We start from the raw sequence: 16,794 nt of genomic DNA on the forward strand, positions 1-16,794 counted from the left end.
CGTTTCCAATGAGCGTAGAGCGAATGATACGGCACCCGAGAGTGTCATCAGGGGAGGATCGTCATGACCGTCAAATTCGCGCTCTACGGACTAAGTTCGCTCGTAACGATCGCCGGCGCCAGCGGCGCTCATGCACAACAAGCCGATCCGGCGGCTGCGGAGGCCGGCGCCGCGGCTCAGGGATCGGACGACGCACTCGGCCTCGGCGATATCGTCGTCACGGCGACCCGCCGTGGCCAGACCCGGCTCGACACCAGCGTCTCGGTCAGCAGCCTCGATGTCACCGCGGCGCTGGAGAACGCACCACGTTCTACCGCGGAACTGCTGCGCAGCATCCCCGGTGTCCGGTCGGAAAGTTCGGGCGGCGAGGGCAATGCCAACATCGCGGTACGCGGCCTGCCGATATCGGCGGGCGGCGCCAAGTTCCTGCAATTGTGGGAAGACGGCCTGCCGGTGCTGGAATATGGCGACATCGCCTTCGGCAACGCCGACATCTTCCTGCGCGCCGATTATAACGTCGCGACGATCGAGAGCATCCGCGGCGGCTCCGCCTCCACGCTTGCCAGCAATTCGCCGGGCGGCGTCATCAACTTCATCAGCAAGACCGGCGCCAAGACCGGCGGCGCGCTCGCCTTCACCAAGGGGCTGGATTTCGGCACCAACCGCTTCGACGGCGATTACGGGCACAACTTCGGGGAAGGCTGGACCGCGCATGTCGGCGGCTTCTATCGTTGGGGCGAGGGCGCGCGCCGCACCGGCTATACCGCGGAAAAGGGCGGGCAGTTCCGCGGCAACATCACCAAGACGTTCGACGGCGGCTATGTCCGCGCGAACTTCAAATACCTGAACGACCGCGCGATTTCCTACCTGCCGATGCCATTGCAGGTGACCGGGAGCAACAGCGATCCCGAATATGCGTCGATCCCCGGCTTCGACATCAAGCGCGATACCCCGCACAGCGCCTTCACCCGCGACATCGCCTCGCTGACCACCGGCAATCGCCGTGCCGAGGACGATCTGGCCGAAGGCATGCACCCGGTGGTCAAGCAGATCGGGCTGGAGGGCAGTTATGAATTCTCACCTGGCTGGGTGGTGGAGAACCGGTTCAAGATCGCGGATGTCGGCGGCGAATTCATCTCGCCCTTCCCGTCGAGCGTGATCGGGGCTCAGGCCGCCGCCAACCAGGTCGGTGCCTATATCGACACCGGCAACCTGACCCCGACCGCGACCAATTACAGCCTGCGTTATGCGACCGGCCCGAATGCGGGGCAGGTGGTGAACCCGGCGGCGCTGAACGGCAACGGTCTCGCCATGCAGACCAACATCTTCAACACCAAGCTCGATACGCTCGACAACTGGATGAACAATCTGCGGCTGTCGAAGACCTTCGACGTCGGTGGTGGATCGATCAGCGCGAGCGCGGGCTATTATCACAGCTATCAGGAGGTCGGCACCACCTGGACCTGGGCGAGCTATCTTCAGGACGTGCGCGGCGACGGCAAGTCGGCGTACCTCGACGTCTATGATCCCGCGGGCAACAAGCTGACGCAAGGCGGGCAATGGGCGTACGGCGTGCCGACCTTCGGCAATTGCTGTATCCGCACCTCCTATACCGAGACGCAGACCGATGCCTTTTTCGGATCGGTGGTCGCCGATTTCCAGCCGGTGAACGTGGATCTCAGCCTCCGCCGCGACGAGGGTTCGACGACGGGCTATTTCATCAGCGGCACCGTGCAGCAGAATCTCGACGTCGATAGCAGCGGCACGATCTCGCCGATCGAACGCCGCGTCACCGCCTTTGACGCTGCGACGCGCCGCGTCATCGATTTCGACTATGGCTACTGGTCCTATTCGGCGGGCCTCAACTATCTGGTGACGCCCGACCTCGCGTTGTTCGCGCGCTACAGCAAGGGTGCGCGCGCCAATAACGATCGCCTGCTGATCGACCGCATCCGCCCCGACGGCTCGGCAAGGCCGGGCGATATCGTCAATCCGGTGAAGCAGGCGGAAGCCGGCGTGAAGTATCGCGCCAGCAATTTCGGGCTGTTCGCCACCGGCTTCTATGCGCGCACCAGCGAGCTCCTCACCGACGATCGCGCCGGGCGGTTCATCACCAACCGCGTTTATGAATCGAAGGGTATCGAGCTGGAGGGCAGCTATCGCAGCGGCGGTTTCTCGATCAACGCCACCGGCACGCTCACCGACGCCCAGATCAAGCGCGACGACGTGGCGCCGGCGCTGAACGGTAACCGTCCGCAGCGCCAGGCGACCTTCCTCTATGCGGTGACGCCGCGCTACACCTACGACCGGTTTACGGTGGGCGGGAACCTGGTGGGGACGACCAAGAGCTATTCGACCAATACCAACGGCCTGATCATGCCGGGCTATACGGTGGTGAATGGCTTCATCGAGGCGCGGGTGCTGCCGTCGCTCGCGCTGTCGGTCAACGCGAACAATCTGTTCAACACCTTCGGGCTGACCGAAGAGGAAGAAGGATCGATCACCAGCGGCGTCACCAACTTCGTCCGCGCGCGCTCGATCAACGGCCGCACGATCAGCGCCACTGCGCGGCTGAACTTCTGATGCACGATGCAGGCGTCACCCGCCGCGGCGCGATCGGTGCCGCGGCCTCGCTCGCCGCGGTGCTGCCCGCCAGCCGCAGCCTGGCGATGTTCCGCGACGATGCGGCGCCTGCCGCCAACGGCTATCGCCGCAAATGGTGGAAGGAGGGCGTGTTCTACCAGATCTACCCGCGCTCGTTCCAGGACACGAATGGCGATGGGGTCGGCGACCTGCCGGGGATCACGCGGCGGCTCGATTATCTGAAGGCGCTCGGCATCGACGTCATCTGGCTGAGCCCGCATTTCCAGTCGCCCAACGCCGACAACGGCTATGACATCAGCGATTATCGCGCGGTCATGGCGCAATTCGGCACGATGGCCGATTTCGATGCGATGCTCGCGGGGATCAAGGCGCGGGGGATGCGGCTGATCCTCGACCTGGTGGTCAACCACAGCAGCGACGAGCATCGCTGGTTCCAGGAAAGCCGCAAGAGCCGCACCAATCCTTACCGCGACTATTACATCTGGAAACCGGGCAAGGACGGCGGCCCGCCCAACAACATGCGCTCGTTCTTCGGCGGATCGGCCTGGACGCAGGACGGGCCGGACGGCGACTGGTATCTGCACCTGTTCGCGAAGAAACAGCCCGACCTCAACTGGGATAATCCCAGGCTGCGCGAGGAAGTCTATGCGCTGATGCGCTTCTGGCTCGACAAGGGCGTCGACGGGTTCCGGATGGACGTGATCCCGTTCATCTCCAAACAGCCGGGGCTGCCCGACCTGACCCCCGAACAGCTGCGCGCGCCGGACGAACTCTATGCATCCGGCCCGCATCTCCACGAATATATCCAGGAGATGAACCGCGAGGTGATGGCGAAGTACGACGTGGTGACGGTCGGCGAGGCGGCGGGCACGCCGCTGTCGCGCGCGCCGCTGCTGATCGACGATCGCCGGGGTGAGCTGAACCTGATCTTCCAGTTCGACGTCTCGCGGATCGGCCGCGACAACTGGCGCCAGAATCCGTGGACATTGGCTGAGTGGAAGCCGCTCTGGGACCGCGCCGGCGGCGTCACCGACCGCCATCTGTGGAACACCGTGTTCCTGTCGAACCACGACAATCCGCGCATCGTCAACGCGTTCGGCGACGCGAGCGCGCAGCACCGCGTGCCGTCGGCCAAGCTGCTCGCGATGCTGTTGCTCACCCAGAAGGGTACGCCGTTCCTGTACCAGGGCGACGAGATCGGGATGACCAAGTATCCCTTCACCGCGATCGACCAGTTCGACGATGTCGAGGTGAAGGGCAATTACGCGGCGCAGGTGCTGACCGGCAAGGTGCCCGCCGCCGAGTATCTCGCTGCCCTGAAACGCACCGGCCGCGACAATGCGCGCACCCCGATGCAATGGACCGCGGGGCCGCAGGCGGGGTTCAGCAGCGCGGCGAAGACCTGGCTGCCGGTCAATCCCAACCATAGCGCGATCAACGTCGCGGCCGAGGAGAAGGACCCGCGCTCGATCCTCGCCTTCTACCGCCGGATGCTGGCGTACCGGAAGGGCAATTTGCCGCTGATCTACGGCGACTATGCCGATCTGGACCCCGGCCATCCCAAGGTCTTCGCCTACCGCCGCACGATTGGCGCGAAGGGGTATCTCGTCGTGCTGAACATGTCGGGTGAGGCAGTGTCGTGGACGCTGCCCGCGGGCCAGCGCCCCGGCGCGCTGGTGCTCGGCAATTTTGATGCTGCTCCCTCCAAGGGCGGCGCTCTGGCACTAAGCCCGTGGGAAGCGCGATTGTACCGGCTGTGAGCTTCGCCGAACGCTGGGATCGTCACGGCTTACGCCTGACGCGGGAACTCGACGCGCTCTACGGCGACCTGCCCGGCCACGACGATTTCGTCGCAGAAGTGACGGCCAGCCTGAAGGCGCGCGCGATCGATCGCCCCGCGCCGCTCGCCGCGCTGGACGCCGCGCGCGAAGCCGATCCGGCGTGGTTCCGCGCGCCCGAGATGCTCGGCTATTCGGCCTATGTCGACCGGTTCGGCGGCACGCTCGCCGGGGTCGGCGATCGGATCGGCTATCTGGAGGATCTCGGCGTCCGCTATCTCCATCTGCTCGCGCTGCTGAAGGCGCGTGGCGGGGATAGCGACGGCGGCTTCGCGGTCGCCGATTACCTGGCGGTGGAGCCACGACTCGGCACGATCCCCGATCTCGAAGCTCTGACTGCACGGCTGCGCGGGGCTGGGATCAGCCTGTGCGTCGATTTCGCGCTCAACCACACCGCCGACGACCATGAATGGGCGCGGCGCGCGCGTGCCGGCGACCCGCTCTATCGCGATTTCTACATCGTGCTGGACGACGCGGCCGAGGTCGCCGCACGCGAGACCGAGTTGGGCCAGGTCTTTCCCGTCACCGCACCGGGCAATTTCACGCACGTGCCGGACATGGGCTGGGTGTGGACGACCTTCTACCCGTTCCAATGGGATCTGAACTGGGCCAATCCGCGGCTGTTCGCGGCGATGCTCGATATGATGCTGCGGCTCGCCAACCACGGCGTCGAGGCGTTCCGGCTCGATTCGATCGCCTTCCTGTGGAAGCAGGCGGGCACCGACAGCCGCAACCGCCGCCAAGTCCACGCGATCGTCCGCGCGCTTCGCGCCGCGATCGACATCGTCGCGCCCGGGGTGCTGCTGAAGGGCGAGGCGATCGTGCCGACGCGCGACGTGATCCCGTATTTCGGCACCGCTGACGGACCCGAATGCCACCTGCTCTACAATAATTCGCTGATGGTGGCGGGCTGGACCGCGCTGGTCGAACAAAGCGCCCAGGTGCCGCGCGCGATCCAGGCGGAAACCGTGCGGCTGCCCGCCGCCGCCAACTGGCTGACCTATGCGCGGTGCCACGACGATATCGGCTGGGGCGCGCTGCTCGGCGATCTGACAGCGTTCGAGGCCGATCCCGAACGCCGCCTGAAAGCGGTGGCGGCAGTGTTGGAAGGCGGCGGCTTTGGGCGCGGCGAGTCGTTCCAGGCGGAGGGCGGCGGGCTGCACGGCACCAACGGCACGATGGCGTCGCTCGCCGGGCTGGAAAGCGCGTTCGACGAAGCGGCGGCGACGAAAGCGATCGCGCGCATCAGGCTGCTCAATGCGCTAATGATCGCCAGCGGCGGCCTGCCGACGATCTATATGGGGGACGAAGCGGCGATGTTGAACGACTACCGGTTCCGCCAAGACCCGTTGCGCGCGCACGAAGGCCGCTGGCTGCACCGTCCGGCGATGGACTGGGACCGCGGGGCCGATGACGCCGCGGCCCAAGTCCACGCCGATCTCGCCGCGTTGTTGCGCGCGCGCGTCGCGGGCGGCGGCAGCGGGCCGAGCGCGATCTGGGCGACGCATGACGACGCCGTGCTCGGGCTGGAGGCGGGCAAGGACATCGTCCTCATCAACTTCGCGGACCGTGATGCGGAGGTCGACATGCCCTTCGCCTGGGCCGATCGGCTGAGCGACGCGACGGCTACGACCCGCGCGATCGTGCCGCCGCTCGGCGTGCTGTGGTGCGCAGCGCGATGACCGCCGCCGCCACGGGCACGAAGCCCCGGCTGTCGCTGGGGCGGATCATCCAGATGAACATCGGCTTCCTGGGGCTGCAATTTAGCTTCGGTTTGCAGCAAAGCAACATGGGGCCGATCTACAGCTATCTCGGCGCCGACGAGGCGACGCTGCCGCTGCTGTGGCTGGCGGGGCCGATGACCGGGCTGATCGTCCAGCCGCTGGTCGGCGCGCTGAGCGACCGCACCGCCAGCCGCTGGGGCCGGCGCACGCCCTATTTCCTGATCGGCGCGATCCTGTGCAGCCTGTGCCTGTTCGCGATGCCGTACAGCCGCGCCTTGTGGGTGGCCGCCAGCCTGTTGTGGGTGCTCGATGCCGCGAACAACATCACGATGGAGCCGTACCGCGCCTATGTCGGCGACCGGCTGAGCGAGGCGCAGCGTCCATTGGGCTTCCTGACGCAGAGCGCGTTCACCGGCCTAGCGCAGACGCTGTCCTATCTCGCGCCGTCGATCCTGGTGTTCTGGGGCATGGATGCGAACGCGGTCGACGGGAACAACATCCCGCACATCACGCGGGTCGCGTTCGTCATCGGCGCGGTGCTGTCGCTGTCGACGATCCTGTGGTCGATCCTGCGCGTCCCCGAACTGCCGCTGACCCCAGCCGAGCGCGCCGAGATGACCGCGGTGCCGCTGTCGTTCGCCGGCGCGCTGCGCGACGTGCGCGATGCGATCGTCGAGATGCCGGTGCCGATGCGGCAACTGGCGCTGGCGATGCTGTTCCAATGGTATGCGATGTTCTGTTACTGGCAGTACATCACCTTCGCGGTCGCCCGATCGCTCAACGGCACCAGCGACGCGGCCACGGCCGGTTTCCGCGACGCCGCGCTGACCACCGGTCAATTGGGCGGCTTCTACAATTTTATCGCCTTCGTCGCGGCGTTCGCGCTGGTGCCGGTCACCAAGCGGTTCGGCGCGCGCAACGTCCACGCCCTGTGCCTGGTCGCGTCGGGCGCGGCGATGCTGGCGATTCCGGGGATGACGGACAAGGCATGGCTGTTCGCGCCGATGCTCGGCATCGAGGTGGGCTGGGCGAGCATGATGGGCAACCCCTATGTCATGCTGACCGACGCGATCCCGCCGGCGCGGACCGGCATCTACATGGGCATCTTCAACATGTTCATCGTCGTGCCGATGCTGATCCAGAGCGTGACGGTGCCGCTGTTCTACCGCGCGTGGCTGGGCGGCGACGCGCGCAACATCCTGTACCTGGCCGGAGCCTTCATGCTGGTCGCGGCGGCGGCGACCTTGCTGGTGCGCCGGCCGCTGCCGAGCGTGGCTCGCTGACGCCGACGGCTGGGTCGGGGTAGGATCCAACCCGATCTAGCTACGGTCTATGTGTCCCCGCGAAGGCGGCGACCCAGTACTGGGCTCCCGCCTTCGCGGGAGCACGAGCAGGATCCTCCTGTCGATCCGCCTGCAGCTCAGAAGCGAGGGAGCACCAAGTTGGGTTGCGTCGAGCGCCAACGCGACCTTCGCTAACCATCGCACCCTCGCCGGAACCGACCTGCGCAGTTGCGGGTTAGGGCGTCATTGCATGAAAATGACGGGAAAACAGGCTTTTAACCTATGCTAACAGGATCGTTACAGTGACCGGAGAAGCGGCTGTAAAGGCGCCGGAATCGGGCTCCAGCGTTGCCGCCGGTAAGCGCGCGGCGCTGCTGCGGCTGCTCGGTACGTTGCGCGATCTAGATTATTCCTTCGTCACGCCGACCCCTGCGACCCATGCGCGCGTGGTCGCGCGGCCCGATCGGCAGCGTGCGCGGTCGATCTTCGACGTGTTGGGCTGGAGCCTGCCGTTCGCGCCCGATTGTCTGCCCGCGGCGGTTTTCGCACTAATGGAAGAGGCAGGTGTCGTTCGCGGGCGCGAGGACGGCTTGTTCGCCGCTACCGTGCGGGTTTCTTCGGTGCGCGGTACGCTGTTCCTGCACTCGGCCTATCCGACGACGGACATGCTGTCGGTATTCCTCGGCCCCGACAGCTACCGGTTCGCGGACCTGATCGCGGCGAAGGCGCGGGTCGGGCGTGGCGAGCGGATCATGGATTATGGCGCGGGCGCCGGCGTCGGCGGGATCACCGCGGCGCGGCTTGCGCCGGGCACCCGGCTGACGCTCGCGGACATCAATCCGCATGCGTTGTTCCTGTCGTCGATCAATGCCGAGTTCGCCGAGGTCGAGCATCAGGTGGTCGAGGCGACCACGCCCGACGAGGTGCCCGGCAGCTTCGACGTGATCGTCACCCACCCGCCGTTCATGATGGACCCCGATCGCCGCGCCTATCGTGACGGCGGCGACCTGTACGGGGCCAAGCTGTCGCTCGACTGGGTCGTCTCGGGCATGGCGAAGTTGCGTCCCGGCGGGCGGCTGGTGCTGCATACCGGGGTGTCGATCGTCGACCGCACCGACGTGCTGGTCGGGCCACTCCGCGCGGCGCTGCCCGAGGGCGGCTGGGGGTTTGATTATCACGAGCTCGACCCGGACATCTTCGGAGACGAGCTGGATCAACCCGCCTATGCCGAGGTCGATCGCATCGCCGCGGTGGGCTTGTGCCTGACGCGTCCGGCCGGCGTGGCGCAGCCGATGGCGGATCCGATCCCTTGAAGAACGCCGGCGCGGCGGAGATCACGGGGCTTCGGGTAACGGAACGCAGCATCTACCGCGGGCCGAACCTGTTCGGTGCGCGGCCGATGATCCGCATCCAGGTCGATCTCGGCGCGCTCGAAGAGTCGCCGAGCGACCGGTTGCCGGGCTTCGTGGATCGGTTGCTGACGGTCCTGCCCGGGCTTACGGCGCACGGGTGCAGTTGTCGGCAGGCGGGCGGCTTCGAACGGCGGCTGCGCGAGGGCACCTGGCTCGGCCATGTCATCGAACATGTCGCGCTGGAGCTGCAGAACCTCGCGGGCCATGCGGTCACCCGCGGCAAGACCCGGTCAGTGCGCGGGCGGCCGGGGGTGTACAACATCCTTTACGCTTATCTGGACGAGGCGGTCGGGCTCGCCGCGGGAGCGCATGCGATCGCGCTGGTCGCGGCACTGCTGCCGCCCGATCGCTGCCGGGTCGCCGGGCTGTCGCTGTTGAAGGTCATCGTCGCGGACGATCCGCTCGATCTCGCCCCGGTGGTGGCGACGCTCCGCGCGCTGGCTAAGGCGAGCGCGCTCGGGCCGACCACCCGGTCGCTGGTCGATGCGGCGTTGCGACGGGGGATCCCGGTGACGCGCCTCAATACCGCGAGCCTGATCCAGCTCGGTCACGGTCGGCGGCAGCGCCGGATCCGCGCGAGCGTCACCGGCGGTACGTCGCTCATCGGTGCCGAACTCGCGGGCAACAAGAATGCGGCGAAGGCGCTGCTCGCCGAAGCGGGCCTGCCGGTGCCGCGCGGGGCGCTGGTCGGCAGCGTCGAGGAGGCGGTGCGTGAGGCGCGACGGCTCGGCTGGCCGGTCGTCACCAAGCCGCTCGACGGCAATCACGGGCGCGGCGTTACCACCGGGATCGTCGATGCGGCGGGGGTCGAACAAGGCTTTGCGCTGGCGGTGCAGCATGGCCGGCGCGTCATCGTCGAGCGCGAGCTGCCGGGGCGCGATCACCGCATCCTCGTCGTCGGCGGGAAGGTCGTCGCGGTCGCCGAGCGCGTTCCGGCGCGGGTGTTCGGCGACGGCATCCACAGCATCGACGAACTGATCGCGCTCGCCAACCAGGACCCGCGGCGCGGCGTCGGTCATGAAGCGGTGCTCACCCGGATCGTTCCCGACGCGGCCATGCGCGCGTTGCTGGAGGCGCGGGGGCAGACGCTCGCCACGGTGCCGCCCGCGGGCGCGGAAGTGATCTTACGCGGCACAGCAAACCTATCGACCGGGGGCACCGCAATCGATCGGACCGACGAGATCCACCCCGAGACCGTCGCGATCGCGGAGCAGGCGGCGGCGGTAATCGGTCTCGATGTCGCGGGGATCGATTTCCTCACCACCGACATCGCGCGGCCGGCGCGCGAGACCGGCGGCGGCATCGTCGAGATCAACGCCGCGCCGGGCTTCCGGATGCATCTCGAGCCGTCCGAAGGGACGCCGCGCGACGTCGCCACCCCGGTGATCGACATGCTGTTCCCGCGCGGCACCCGCAGCCGCATACCGATCTTCGCGATCACCGGCACCAACGGCAAGTCGACCACTGCGCGGATGGTCGCGCGGATCCTGCGCGAGGGCGGGCTCACCGTCGGCATGACCTCGACCTCCGGCATCTATGTCGACGACAATCTGCTTGTTGCCGCCGACAGCAGCGGGCCGAAAAGCGCACGGGCGGTGCTGCGGAACCCGGTCGTGGATGTCGCGGTGCTGGAGACTGCGCGGGGCGGTATCCTGCGCGAGGGGCTCGGCTTCCCGGCATGCGATGTCGGCGCGGTGCTGAACGTCACCGCTGATCACCTCGGACTGAAGGGCATCGACACGCTGGAGGACCTTGCGCGGGTGAAGGCGGTAGTCGCGCGCAGCGTCGCGCGGCGCGGGCATTGCGTGCTCAACGCGGACGATCCGATGACGGTGGCGATGGCACGGCGGACGCGCGGGCGGGTGGTGTGGTTCTCCGCCAAGGGGCTGGGCCCGCGGTTGCGCGCGCATGTCGACGCGGGCGGCGTCGCGGTGGTGCGCGAGGCGGGAGAACGCGGCGGCATGCTGGTCGTGCACCGGGACGGTGAGCGGACCGAGCTGATCGCAGCGGCGGACATTCCCGCCACTCTGGACGGCACCGCCGAGTTCAATATCCAGAACGCGCTCGCCGCGGCCGCGATGTGCATCGCGCACGGCGTCGCGGCGGACGTGATCCGGCAGGGGCTGCGCGCCTTCACCACCTCCTTCGCGGACAGCCCGGGGCGCCTCAACATCCATGACGACCACGGTTTCCGCGTCATCGTCGATTATGCGCACAATCCTGCCGCGATCACCGCACTCGGGCGACTGATCGACGCGATGCGCCCGCATCACGGGCGGGTGTACGGGATGGTGTCGATCCCGGGCGACCGGCGTGACGACGATCTGAAGGAGATGGGGCGCCTCGCCGCGAGCATCTTCGACGAGGTGATGTTCCGCGAGGCACCCGATGGTCGCGGCCGTCCGGCGGGGTCGATCAACGCGCTGATGTCCGAAGGCGCGATGGCGGCGGGGTTGCCGATCGATCGGCTGCACCGGCTGAAGAACGAGGAGGCCGCGACCGATGCGTGCCTCGCCGCGGCGGCGCCCGGCGACCTGGTGGTGCTGATGCCGACCGACGTCGAGGGGATCTGGAACCGCGTGGTCGATTATCGTCCGATCCACGACCGGGCGCAGGTCACGTCACGCATGCCGGCGGCGCTCGATGCCTGAACGCGGTGCGGGCTGGTCGCTGATCGTCCATGGCGGTGCGAAACCGATCGCGCCGGACCGGGCGACGGCGAACCGGGCGGGCTGCCTCGCCGCGACGATCGCGGGCGCGGCGGTGCTGCGCGACGGCGGCAGCGCGGTCGATGCCGCCGTCGCCGCGATCCGCACCCTCGAAGACGATCCGACCTTCAACGCCGGGCGCGGTTCGGTCGCCAACGCCGAGGGCGAGCAGGAGATGGACGCGGCGTTGATGGACGGTGCGACTCTCGACCTCGGCGCGGTCGCGGCGGTGCGGCGCGTGCGCAATCCGATCGAGGCGGCGCACGCGGTGCTCCGCGCCGGACCGACGCTGCTGGTCGGGCCGGGGGCGGAACGCTTCGCCGCGGGACAGGGCATCGCGCTGCTCGAGCCCGGCTGGGCGGCACTGCCGGCGCAGGACAGCGGCCACGATACCGTCGGGTGCGTCGTGCGCGATGCGAACGGGCGGTTCGCGGCGGGAACCTCGACCGGTGGACTGGCGGGCACCGAGACGGGCCGGGTCGGGGACTCGCCGCTGCCGGGCTGCGGGCTGTACGCCGACGATCTGCTCGGCGCAGTGTCGTTGTCGGGCGACGGCGAGAGCATCATGCGGACGATGCTGGCCGCGCGGGTGATGAGCGCGCTCGGCGATCGACCGGCCAGCGCGGCGGCGCGATCGGCGCTCGATCATCTGCGCCGTGTCGGCGGCGAGGCGGGGGCGATCGTGATCGATCGCGACGGACGCCCGGGGATCGCGCACAACAGCAGCCATTTTGCGCTGGGCTTCGCCGGCGCCAGGATCGAACCGCGTGCGGGGATCCATTATGACGAGTTGAAGGACCTGTTGAACGATGACTGACACCAATGGCCCCCTGATCATCATCGGCGGGCATGAGGACAAGGAAGGCGACCGCGCGATCCTCGCCGAGGTGGCGCGCCGCGTGGCGGGCGGGCGGCTGGTGATCGCGACCGTCGCCAGCCGCAAGCCCGAAGGCTATTTCGATGCCTATCGCGAGGCGATGGCGCCGCTCGGCGTGACCGATCTGGTCGAGCTCTACCTCGACAGCCGCGACGATGCGTTCGATCCGGCACAGGGCGTGCTGATCGAGGGCGCCACGGGCGTGTTCTTCAGCGGCGGCGACCAGCAGCGGATCGCCGACATGATCCGCGGCACGCCGGTGGAGCAGCAGTTGCGCCGGCTGCGCGCGCGGGGCGGGGTGATCGCCGGTACGTCGGCAGGTGCATCGATGATGGGGACGACGATGATGGTCGGGGGTGCGAGCGAACAATCGCACCGCATCGGCGATCTGCGGATGACCGAGGGATTGGGGCTGATCCAGGGCGTGATCATCGACCAGCATTTCGCCGAGCGGGGCCGCATCGGCCGATTGCTTGGTGCGGTCGCGGCGCATCCCGAGGCGATCGGGATCGGGATCGACGAGGACACCGCGATCGTCGTCGAAGATGGCGGCTTCTCCGTGATCGGCGACGGCGCGGTGACGATCGTCGATGCGAGCGGCGCGAGCCTGCCGGATCGGGGGGCGTCGGGCACGCTGTCGATCCGCGACGTCCGGCTGCACCTGTTGAGCGAGGGCAACGTGTTCGATCTCGCCGGTCGGATCGTCGATCCAAGAGCAGCCGCGGCGTGAGCCGCCTCTCGATCGCGATCCTCACCGCGCTGGTCCTCGGCTGGGCGATCGGCACCGCGATTGCGGGGACCGGTGTCGCCGGACCCGCGGCAGCGGTCGCCGCGCCGATCGGCCAATTGTGGCTCGATGCGCTGACGATGACCGTAGTGCCCTTGGTCTTCGCGCTGCTGGTCACCGGTGTGATCGCCGCGGTCGCTCATGCGTCGGGCGGAGTGGTCGCGTTGCGGGCGCTGCTGTGGTTCGCGGCGATGCTGCTCACGACGTCGCTGCTGTGCGCGGCGGTGACCTCCGGCGCGCTGCTGATCTCGCCGGTGCCGCAGGCTGCGTCGGCGTTGCGGCCGGGTAGCCACGACGCGCTGGTGCCGCAGGCGCAGAACTGGCTGGCGGCGATCGCGCCGATGAACCCGGTGCGCGCCGCAGCCGAAACCGCGATGGTGCCGCTGGTGTTCTTCGCGCTGATCTTCGGGTTCGCGGCGAGCCGGATCGAACCCGATCTGCGCGCAAGCCTTGCCCGGGTGTTCGACGCGATCGCCAAGACCATGTTGCAGATCGTGCATTGGGTGCTGGTCGTCGCGCCGATCGGGGTGTTCGCGCTGGCGCTGGGCGTCGGGATCAGGACCGGGGCGGGGGGCGCCGGGGTGCTCGCGCATTATGTCGGGATCGTGGTGGTGGCGGCGCTCGCGACGTTGCTGCTCGCCTATGTCGTGGTGGCGGTCGCGGGGCGAATGACGCCGATCGGGTTCGCGCGGGCGGCGCTGCCGTCGCAGGCGATCGCGCTCAGCACGCAGAGCTCGCTCGCCTCGCTGCCGGCGATGGTCGGCGCGTCCGCGGCGCTCGGCATCGATCGAGGTGCGGCGGGAGTGGTGCTGCCGCTCGCGGTGTCGTTGTTCCGCGCGACCAGCGCCGGGGCGAACGTCGCTGTGGCGGTGTATCTGGCGCATGTCCACGGCGTCTCGGTCGGCATCGGATCGCTGATCGCAGGCGCAGCGATCGCTGCGGTAGTGAGCATCGCCGCGGTCGGTCTGCCGGCCCAGGTGTCGTTCTTCGCGATTATCGCGCCGGTATGCATCGTCATGGGGGTGCCGGTCGTTCTGTTGCCGCTGCTGCTGGCGATCGAGACGCTACCCGACCTGTTTCGGACCGTCGGCAACGTCACCTGGGACCTGGCGATCGCGCGGATCGTCGGGCGTGACCGGGGCGACCCGAACGGAGAACCCGTATGACCGAGAAACCACGCATCTACGGCACCGCCGACGACGACGACAAGGCAAAGCCCGGCAAGGAGGGCATGCGCGGCGAGCATAGCGCGGATCAGCATGTCGACGATCCCGCGCTGCGCCACCCGACCGACACCGCCAACGGCGAGATCGTCGTGCAGGAAACCTCCGGCACCGCCTTCGCCGAAGCCACCGGGCGCGCGGACGGCAAGGACCACGACTGACGGAGGGGTCAGCCCGCCGGCTTGGCGCTCCGCGGTGTGCAGGGGAGCGTCAGCCGCGCGTGCAGACCGGTATCGCGCCAATCGAGCGTGACGCTACCGCCGAGCTGGCGTTCGGCGATCCCGCGGATCATCGACAGGCCGAAGCCGTTGCGGGTCGGTGCGACCGTGGCCGGCCCGCCGGTCTCGATCCAGTCGAGCACCAGCCGGTCCGCCTCCACCCGCCAGTCTATTGCGAGCGCGCCGTGCGGCGTCGCCAGCGCACCGTGGCGGCACGCATTCGCCATCATCTCGTGCAGGATCAGCACCAGCGGCTGGACCATCGCTGCCGGCACCGACAGCGCGGGGCCGTTGGCGCGAACCCGGCCCAGCGCGGGGGTCTCGGCCTGGATCAATCGCGCGAGATCCTCGCCCTTCCAACCCGATGCCGCGAGCAGGCGGTGCGCGCGCGCCAGCGCATCCACGCGGCCGAGCACCAGCGACGAATAATCGTCGATCGTATCGGCGCGGCTTAGCCGGACGATGCTCTGGACCAGCGCGAGCGCGTTCATCGCGCGGTGATCCACCTCCAGCAGCAGCAACCGCTCGCTCGCCTCCAGCTCCTCCGCGCGGCGGCGGGCGGTGACGTCCTTTTGCGACGCGAAATAGTAGATCAGGCTGCCGTCATCGTCATAGACCGGGCTGATCACCAGCTGGTTCCAGAACGCGCTGCCGTCCTTGCGGTAATTGAGGAGTTCGACCGACAGATGATCGTCGCCGCCGGCCAGACCATCGCGGATCGCCCGCACGTCGGCCGGGTCGGTGTCGGGGCCTTGGAGGAAGCGGCAGTTGCGGCCGATGACCTCGTCCGATCCGTAGCCGGTGAGATCGAGGAACGCCTGGTTCGCCAGCACGATCGGTGCATCGGGCAGGGTGGGGTCGCTCACCACCATCGGCATGCGGGTCCGCTCCACCGCCACCAGCGCGAGTTCGCGACGATCGGGGAGGGCGCTCCGGTCCGCCGCTGCGGGAGCATCGCCGAGAAAGGCGGCATCTGTCTGTTGGTCGATCAAGCCGGCAATCCGAACCTATGTTAGATGATGCCAACGCCGCTGTAGTGATCCGGTTCACCGAATTTCGACGCGATCCGCCGTGATCAGGCCGCGCCGGCGCCGATGCGCGCTTGCAAGTGAGCGCCCGCGCGGCGAAGGTGCGCGTGCAATCGAGATTGTGGCGATGGGCGGACAACGACCGGGGCCACGCACCAGGAGAGATCGATGATCGAAGTAAGTCGCCGTGCGATGCTTGGGGCCGGCGGGTTGGGAGTGGCGGCGTTGATGTCGCGGCCGGCGCTCGCCGCCGGTGCTGGATCTACCCTCAAGATCGCTCCCGGGCTCCAGCTGTGGACCGTGAAGGACGAGCTCGCACGCGACTTCGACGGCACGCTGCGCGCGCTGAAGCGGATCGGCTACCAGCGGGTCGAGGCTGCAGGCTGGGTCGGGCGGACCCCCGCCGATTTCCGCAAGGGCATCGCCGCCGCGGGGCTCGAGTGCGTGTCGTGCCATTTCTCGATGCGCGATCTGATCGATGAGCATGAATCCAAGCTCGCCCAGGCGCGCGATGTCGGGGTGCGGTATTTCGTCGCGTCCTCACCGGCGCTCACCAAGCCGCAGGACCCGGCCAAATCGTGGAACCTCGGTCTGGCCGAGGCGATGACGCTTGCCGACTGGCGCCGCAATGCCGACGCGATGAACCGGATCGGCAAGTCCGCCAAGGCGATGGGCATGCGCTTCGGCTATCACAATCACGCTGCCGAGATGCTCGATTACGAGGGCAAGAACGCGTTCCACGAACTGGTGCGCCTGACCGACCCTGCGCTGGTGACCTTCGAGCTCGATCTCGGCTGGGTCGCGGCGGCGGGGCATAGCCCAGCGCAGACGATCGATCATCATCGCGACCGCATCGAATTGCTCCACGTGAAGGACATCTCGGCCAAGGCGCCGGGGCTGAACCAGATCTCACCGGACGTCGCGAGCACGCCCGTCGGGGCGGGCGTGATCGACTGGAAGCCGGTGTTCGCGGCGGCGGACCGCGCCAACATCCAGGCGTGGTTCGTCGAACAGGAACCGCCGTTCGCGCGACCGGCGCTGGAAGGGCTGGCGAAGAGCTTCGCCTATCTGCAGACGCTGAAGGGCTGACCC

Annotated in this window: 12 protein-coding genes; 11 read left to right on the plus strand and 1 reads right to left on the minus strand. The window is 68.2% G+C overall.

The window, feature by feature from the left end:
• Positions 1-63: 63 nt before the first annotated feature.
• From ACFE77_RS02410 to ACFE77_RS02455, 10 genes are all read left to right on the plus strand, one after another.
• Positions 64-2,583, plus strand: coding sequence for a TonB-dependent receptor domain-containing protein (locus tag ACFE77_RS02410; protein WP_375420029.1), 2,520 nt, complete (start codon positions 64-66; stop codon positions 2,581-2,583).
• Entirely contained in the window at positions 2,583-4,364 is a 1,782-nt protein-coding gene (locus ACFE77_RS02415) for an alpha-glucosidase (protein WP_375420030.1), read from the plus strand. The genes ACFE77_RS02410 and ACFE77_RS02415 overlap by 1 nt, the downstream gene beginning before the upstream one ends.
• Positions 4,361-6,124: an alpha-amylase family glycosyl hydrolase gene (locus ACFE77_RS02420; RefSeq protein WP_375420031.1), complete on the plus strand. Its 1,764-nt coding sequence runs from the start codon at positions 4,361-4,363 to the stop codon at positions 6,122-6,124. The genes ACFE77_RS02415 and ACFE77_RS02420 overlap by 4 nt, the downstream gene beginning before the upstream one ends.
• On the plus strand, positions 6,121-7,449 hold the full coding sequence (locus tag ACFE77_RS02425; RefSeq protein WP_375420032.1) for an MFS transporter: 1,329 nt from the start codon (positions 6,121-6,123) through the stop codon (positions 7,447-7,449). The genes ACFE77_RS02420 and ACFE77_RS02425 overlap by 4 nt, the downstream gene beginning before the upstream one ends.
• Positions 7,450-7,751: 302 nt before the next feature.
• Positions 7,752-8,762 carry a methyltransferase gene (locus tag ACFE77_RS02430; RefSeq protein ID WP_375420033.1) on the plus strand — a complete coding sequence of 337 codons (1,011 nt, stop codon included), beginning with the start codon at positions 7,752-7,754 and terminating at the stop codon, positions 8,760-8,762.
• Positions 8,759-11,512, plus strand: a complete 2,754-nt coding sequence (cphA, locus tag ACFE77_RS02435) for a cyanophycin synthetase (protein ID WP_375420034.1) — start codon at positions 8,759-8,761, stop codon at positions 11,510-11,512. Before ACFE77_RS02430 ends, cphA begins: the two co-directional genes overlap by 4 nt.
• Entirely contained in the window at positions 11,505-12,386 is an 882-nt protein-coding gene (locus ACFE77_RS02440) for an isoaspartyl peptidase/L-asparaginase family protein (RefSeq protein ID WP_375420035.1), read from the plus strand. Before cphA ends, ACFE77_RS02440 begins: the two co-directional genes overlap by 8 nt.
• Positions 12,379-13,176 carry a cyanophycinase gene (locus ACFE77_RS02445; protein ID WP_375420036.1) on the plus strand — a complete coding sequence of 266 codons (798 nt, stop codon included), beginning with the start codon at positions 12,379-12,381 and terminating at the stop codon, positions 13,174-13,176. The genes ACFE77_RS02440 and ACFE77_RS02445 overlap by 8 nt, the downstream gene beginning before the upstream one ends.
• Positions 13,173-14,399 carry a dicarboxylate/amino acid:cation symporter gene (locus tag ACFE77_RS02450; protein WP_375420037.1) on the plus strand — a complete coding sequence of 409 codons (1,227 nt, stop codon included), beginning with the start codon at positions 13,173-13,175 and terminating at the stop codon, positions 14,397-14,399. The genes ACFE77_RS02445 and ACFE77_RS02450 overlap by 4 nt, the downstream gene beginning before the upstream one ends.
• Complete coding sequence (locus ACFE77_RS02455; RefSeq protein WP_375420038.1) at positions 14,396-14,617, plus strand: hypothetical protein; 222 nt, start codon at positions 14,396-14,398, stop codon at positions 14,615-14,617. The genes ACFE77_RS02450 and ACFE77_RS02455 overlap by 4 nt, the downstream gene beginning before the upstream one ends.
• Before the next feature lie 8 nt (positions 14,618-14,625).
• On the opposite strand, the gene ACFE77_RS02460 is transcribed toward ACFE77_RS02455, so the two are convergent.
• Positions 14,626-15,666: a PAS domain-containing protein gene (locus ACFE77_RS02460; RefSeq protein WP_375420039.1), complete on the minus strand. Its 1,041-nt coding sequence runs from the start codon at positions 15,664-15,666 to the stop codon at positions 14,626-14,628.
• A gap of 204 nt (positions 15,667-15,870) precedes the next feature.
• Between ACFE77_RS02460 and ACFE77_RS02465 the strand changes: the two genes are divergently transcribed.
• A complete protein-coding gene (locus tag ACFE77_RS02465; RefSeq protein WP_375420040.1) occupies positions 15,871-16,791 on the plus strand; it encodes a sugar phosphate isomerase/epimerase family protein in 921 nt (306 codons plus the stop codon).
• Positions 16,792-16,794: the final 3 nt, after the last annotated feature.

It is taken from the genome of uncultured Sphingomonas sp. (genome assembly GCF_964243315.1).
Taxonomy (GTDB): Bacteria; Pseudomonadota; Alphaproteobacteria; order Sphingomonadales; family Sphingomonadaceae; genus Sphingomonas.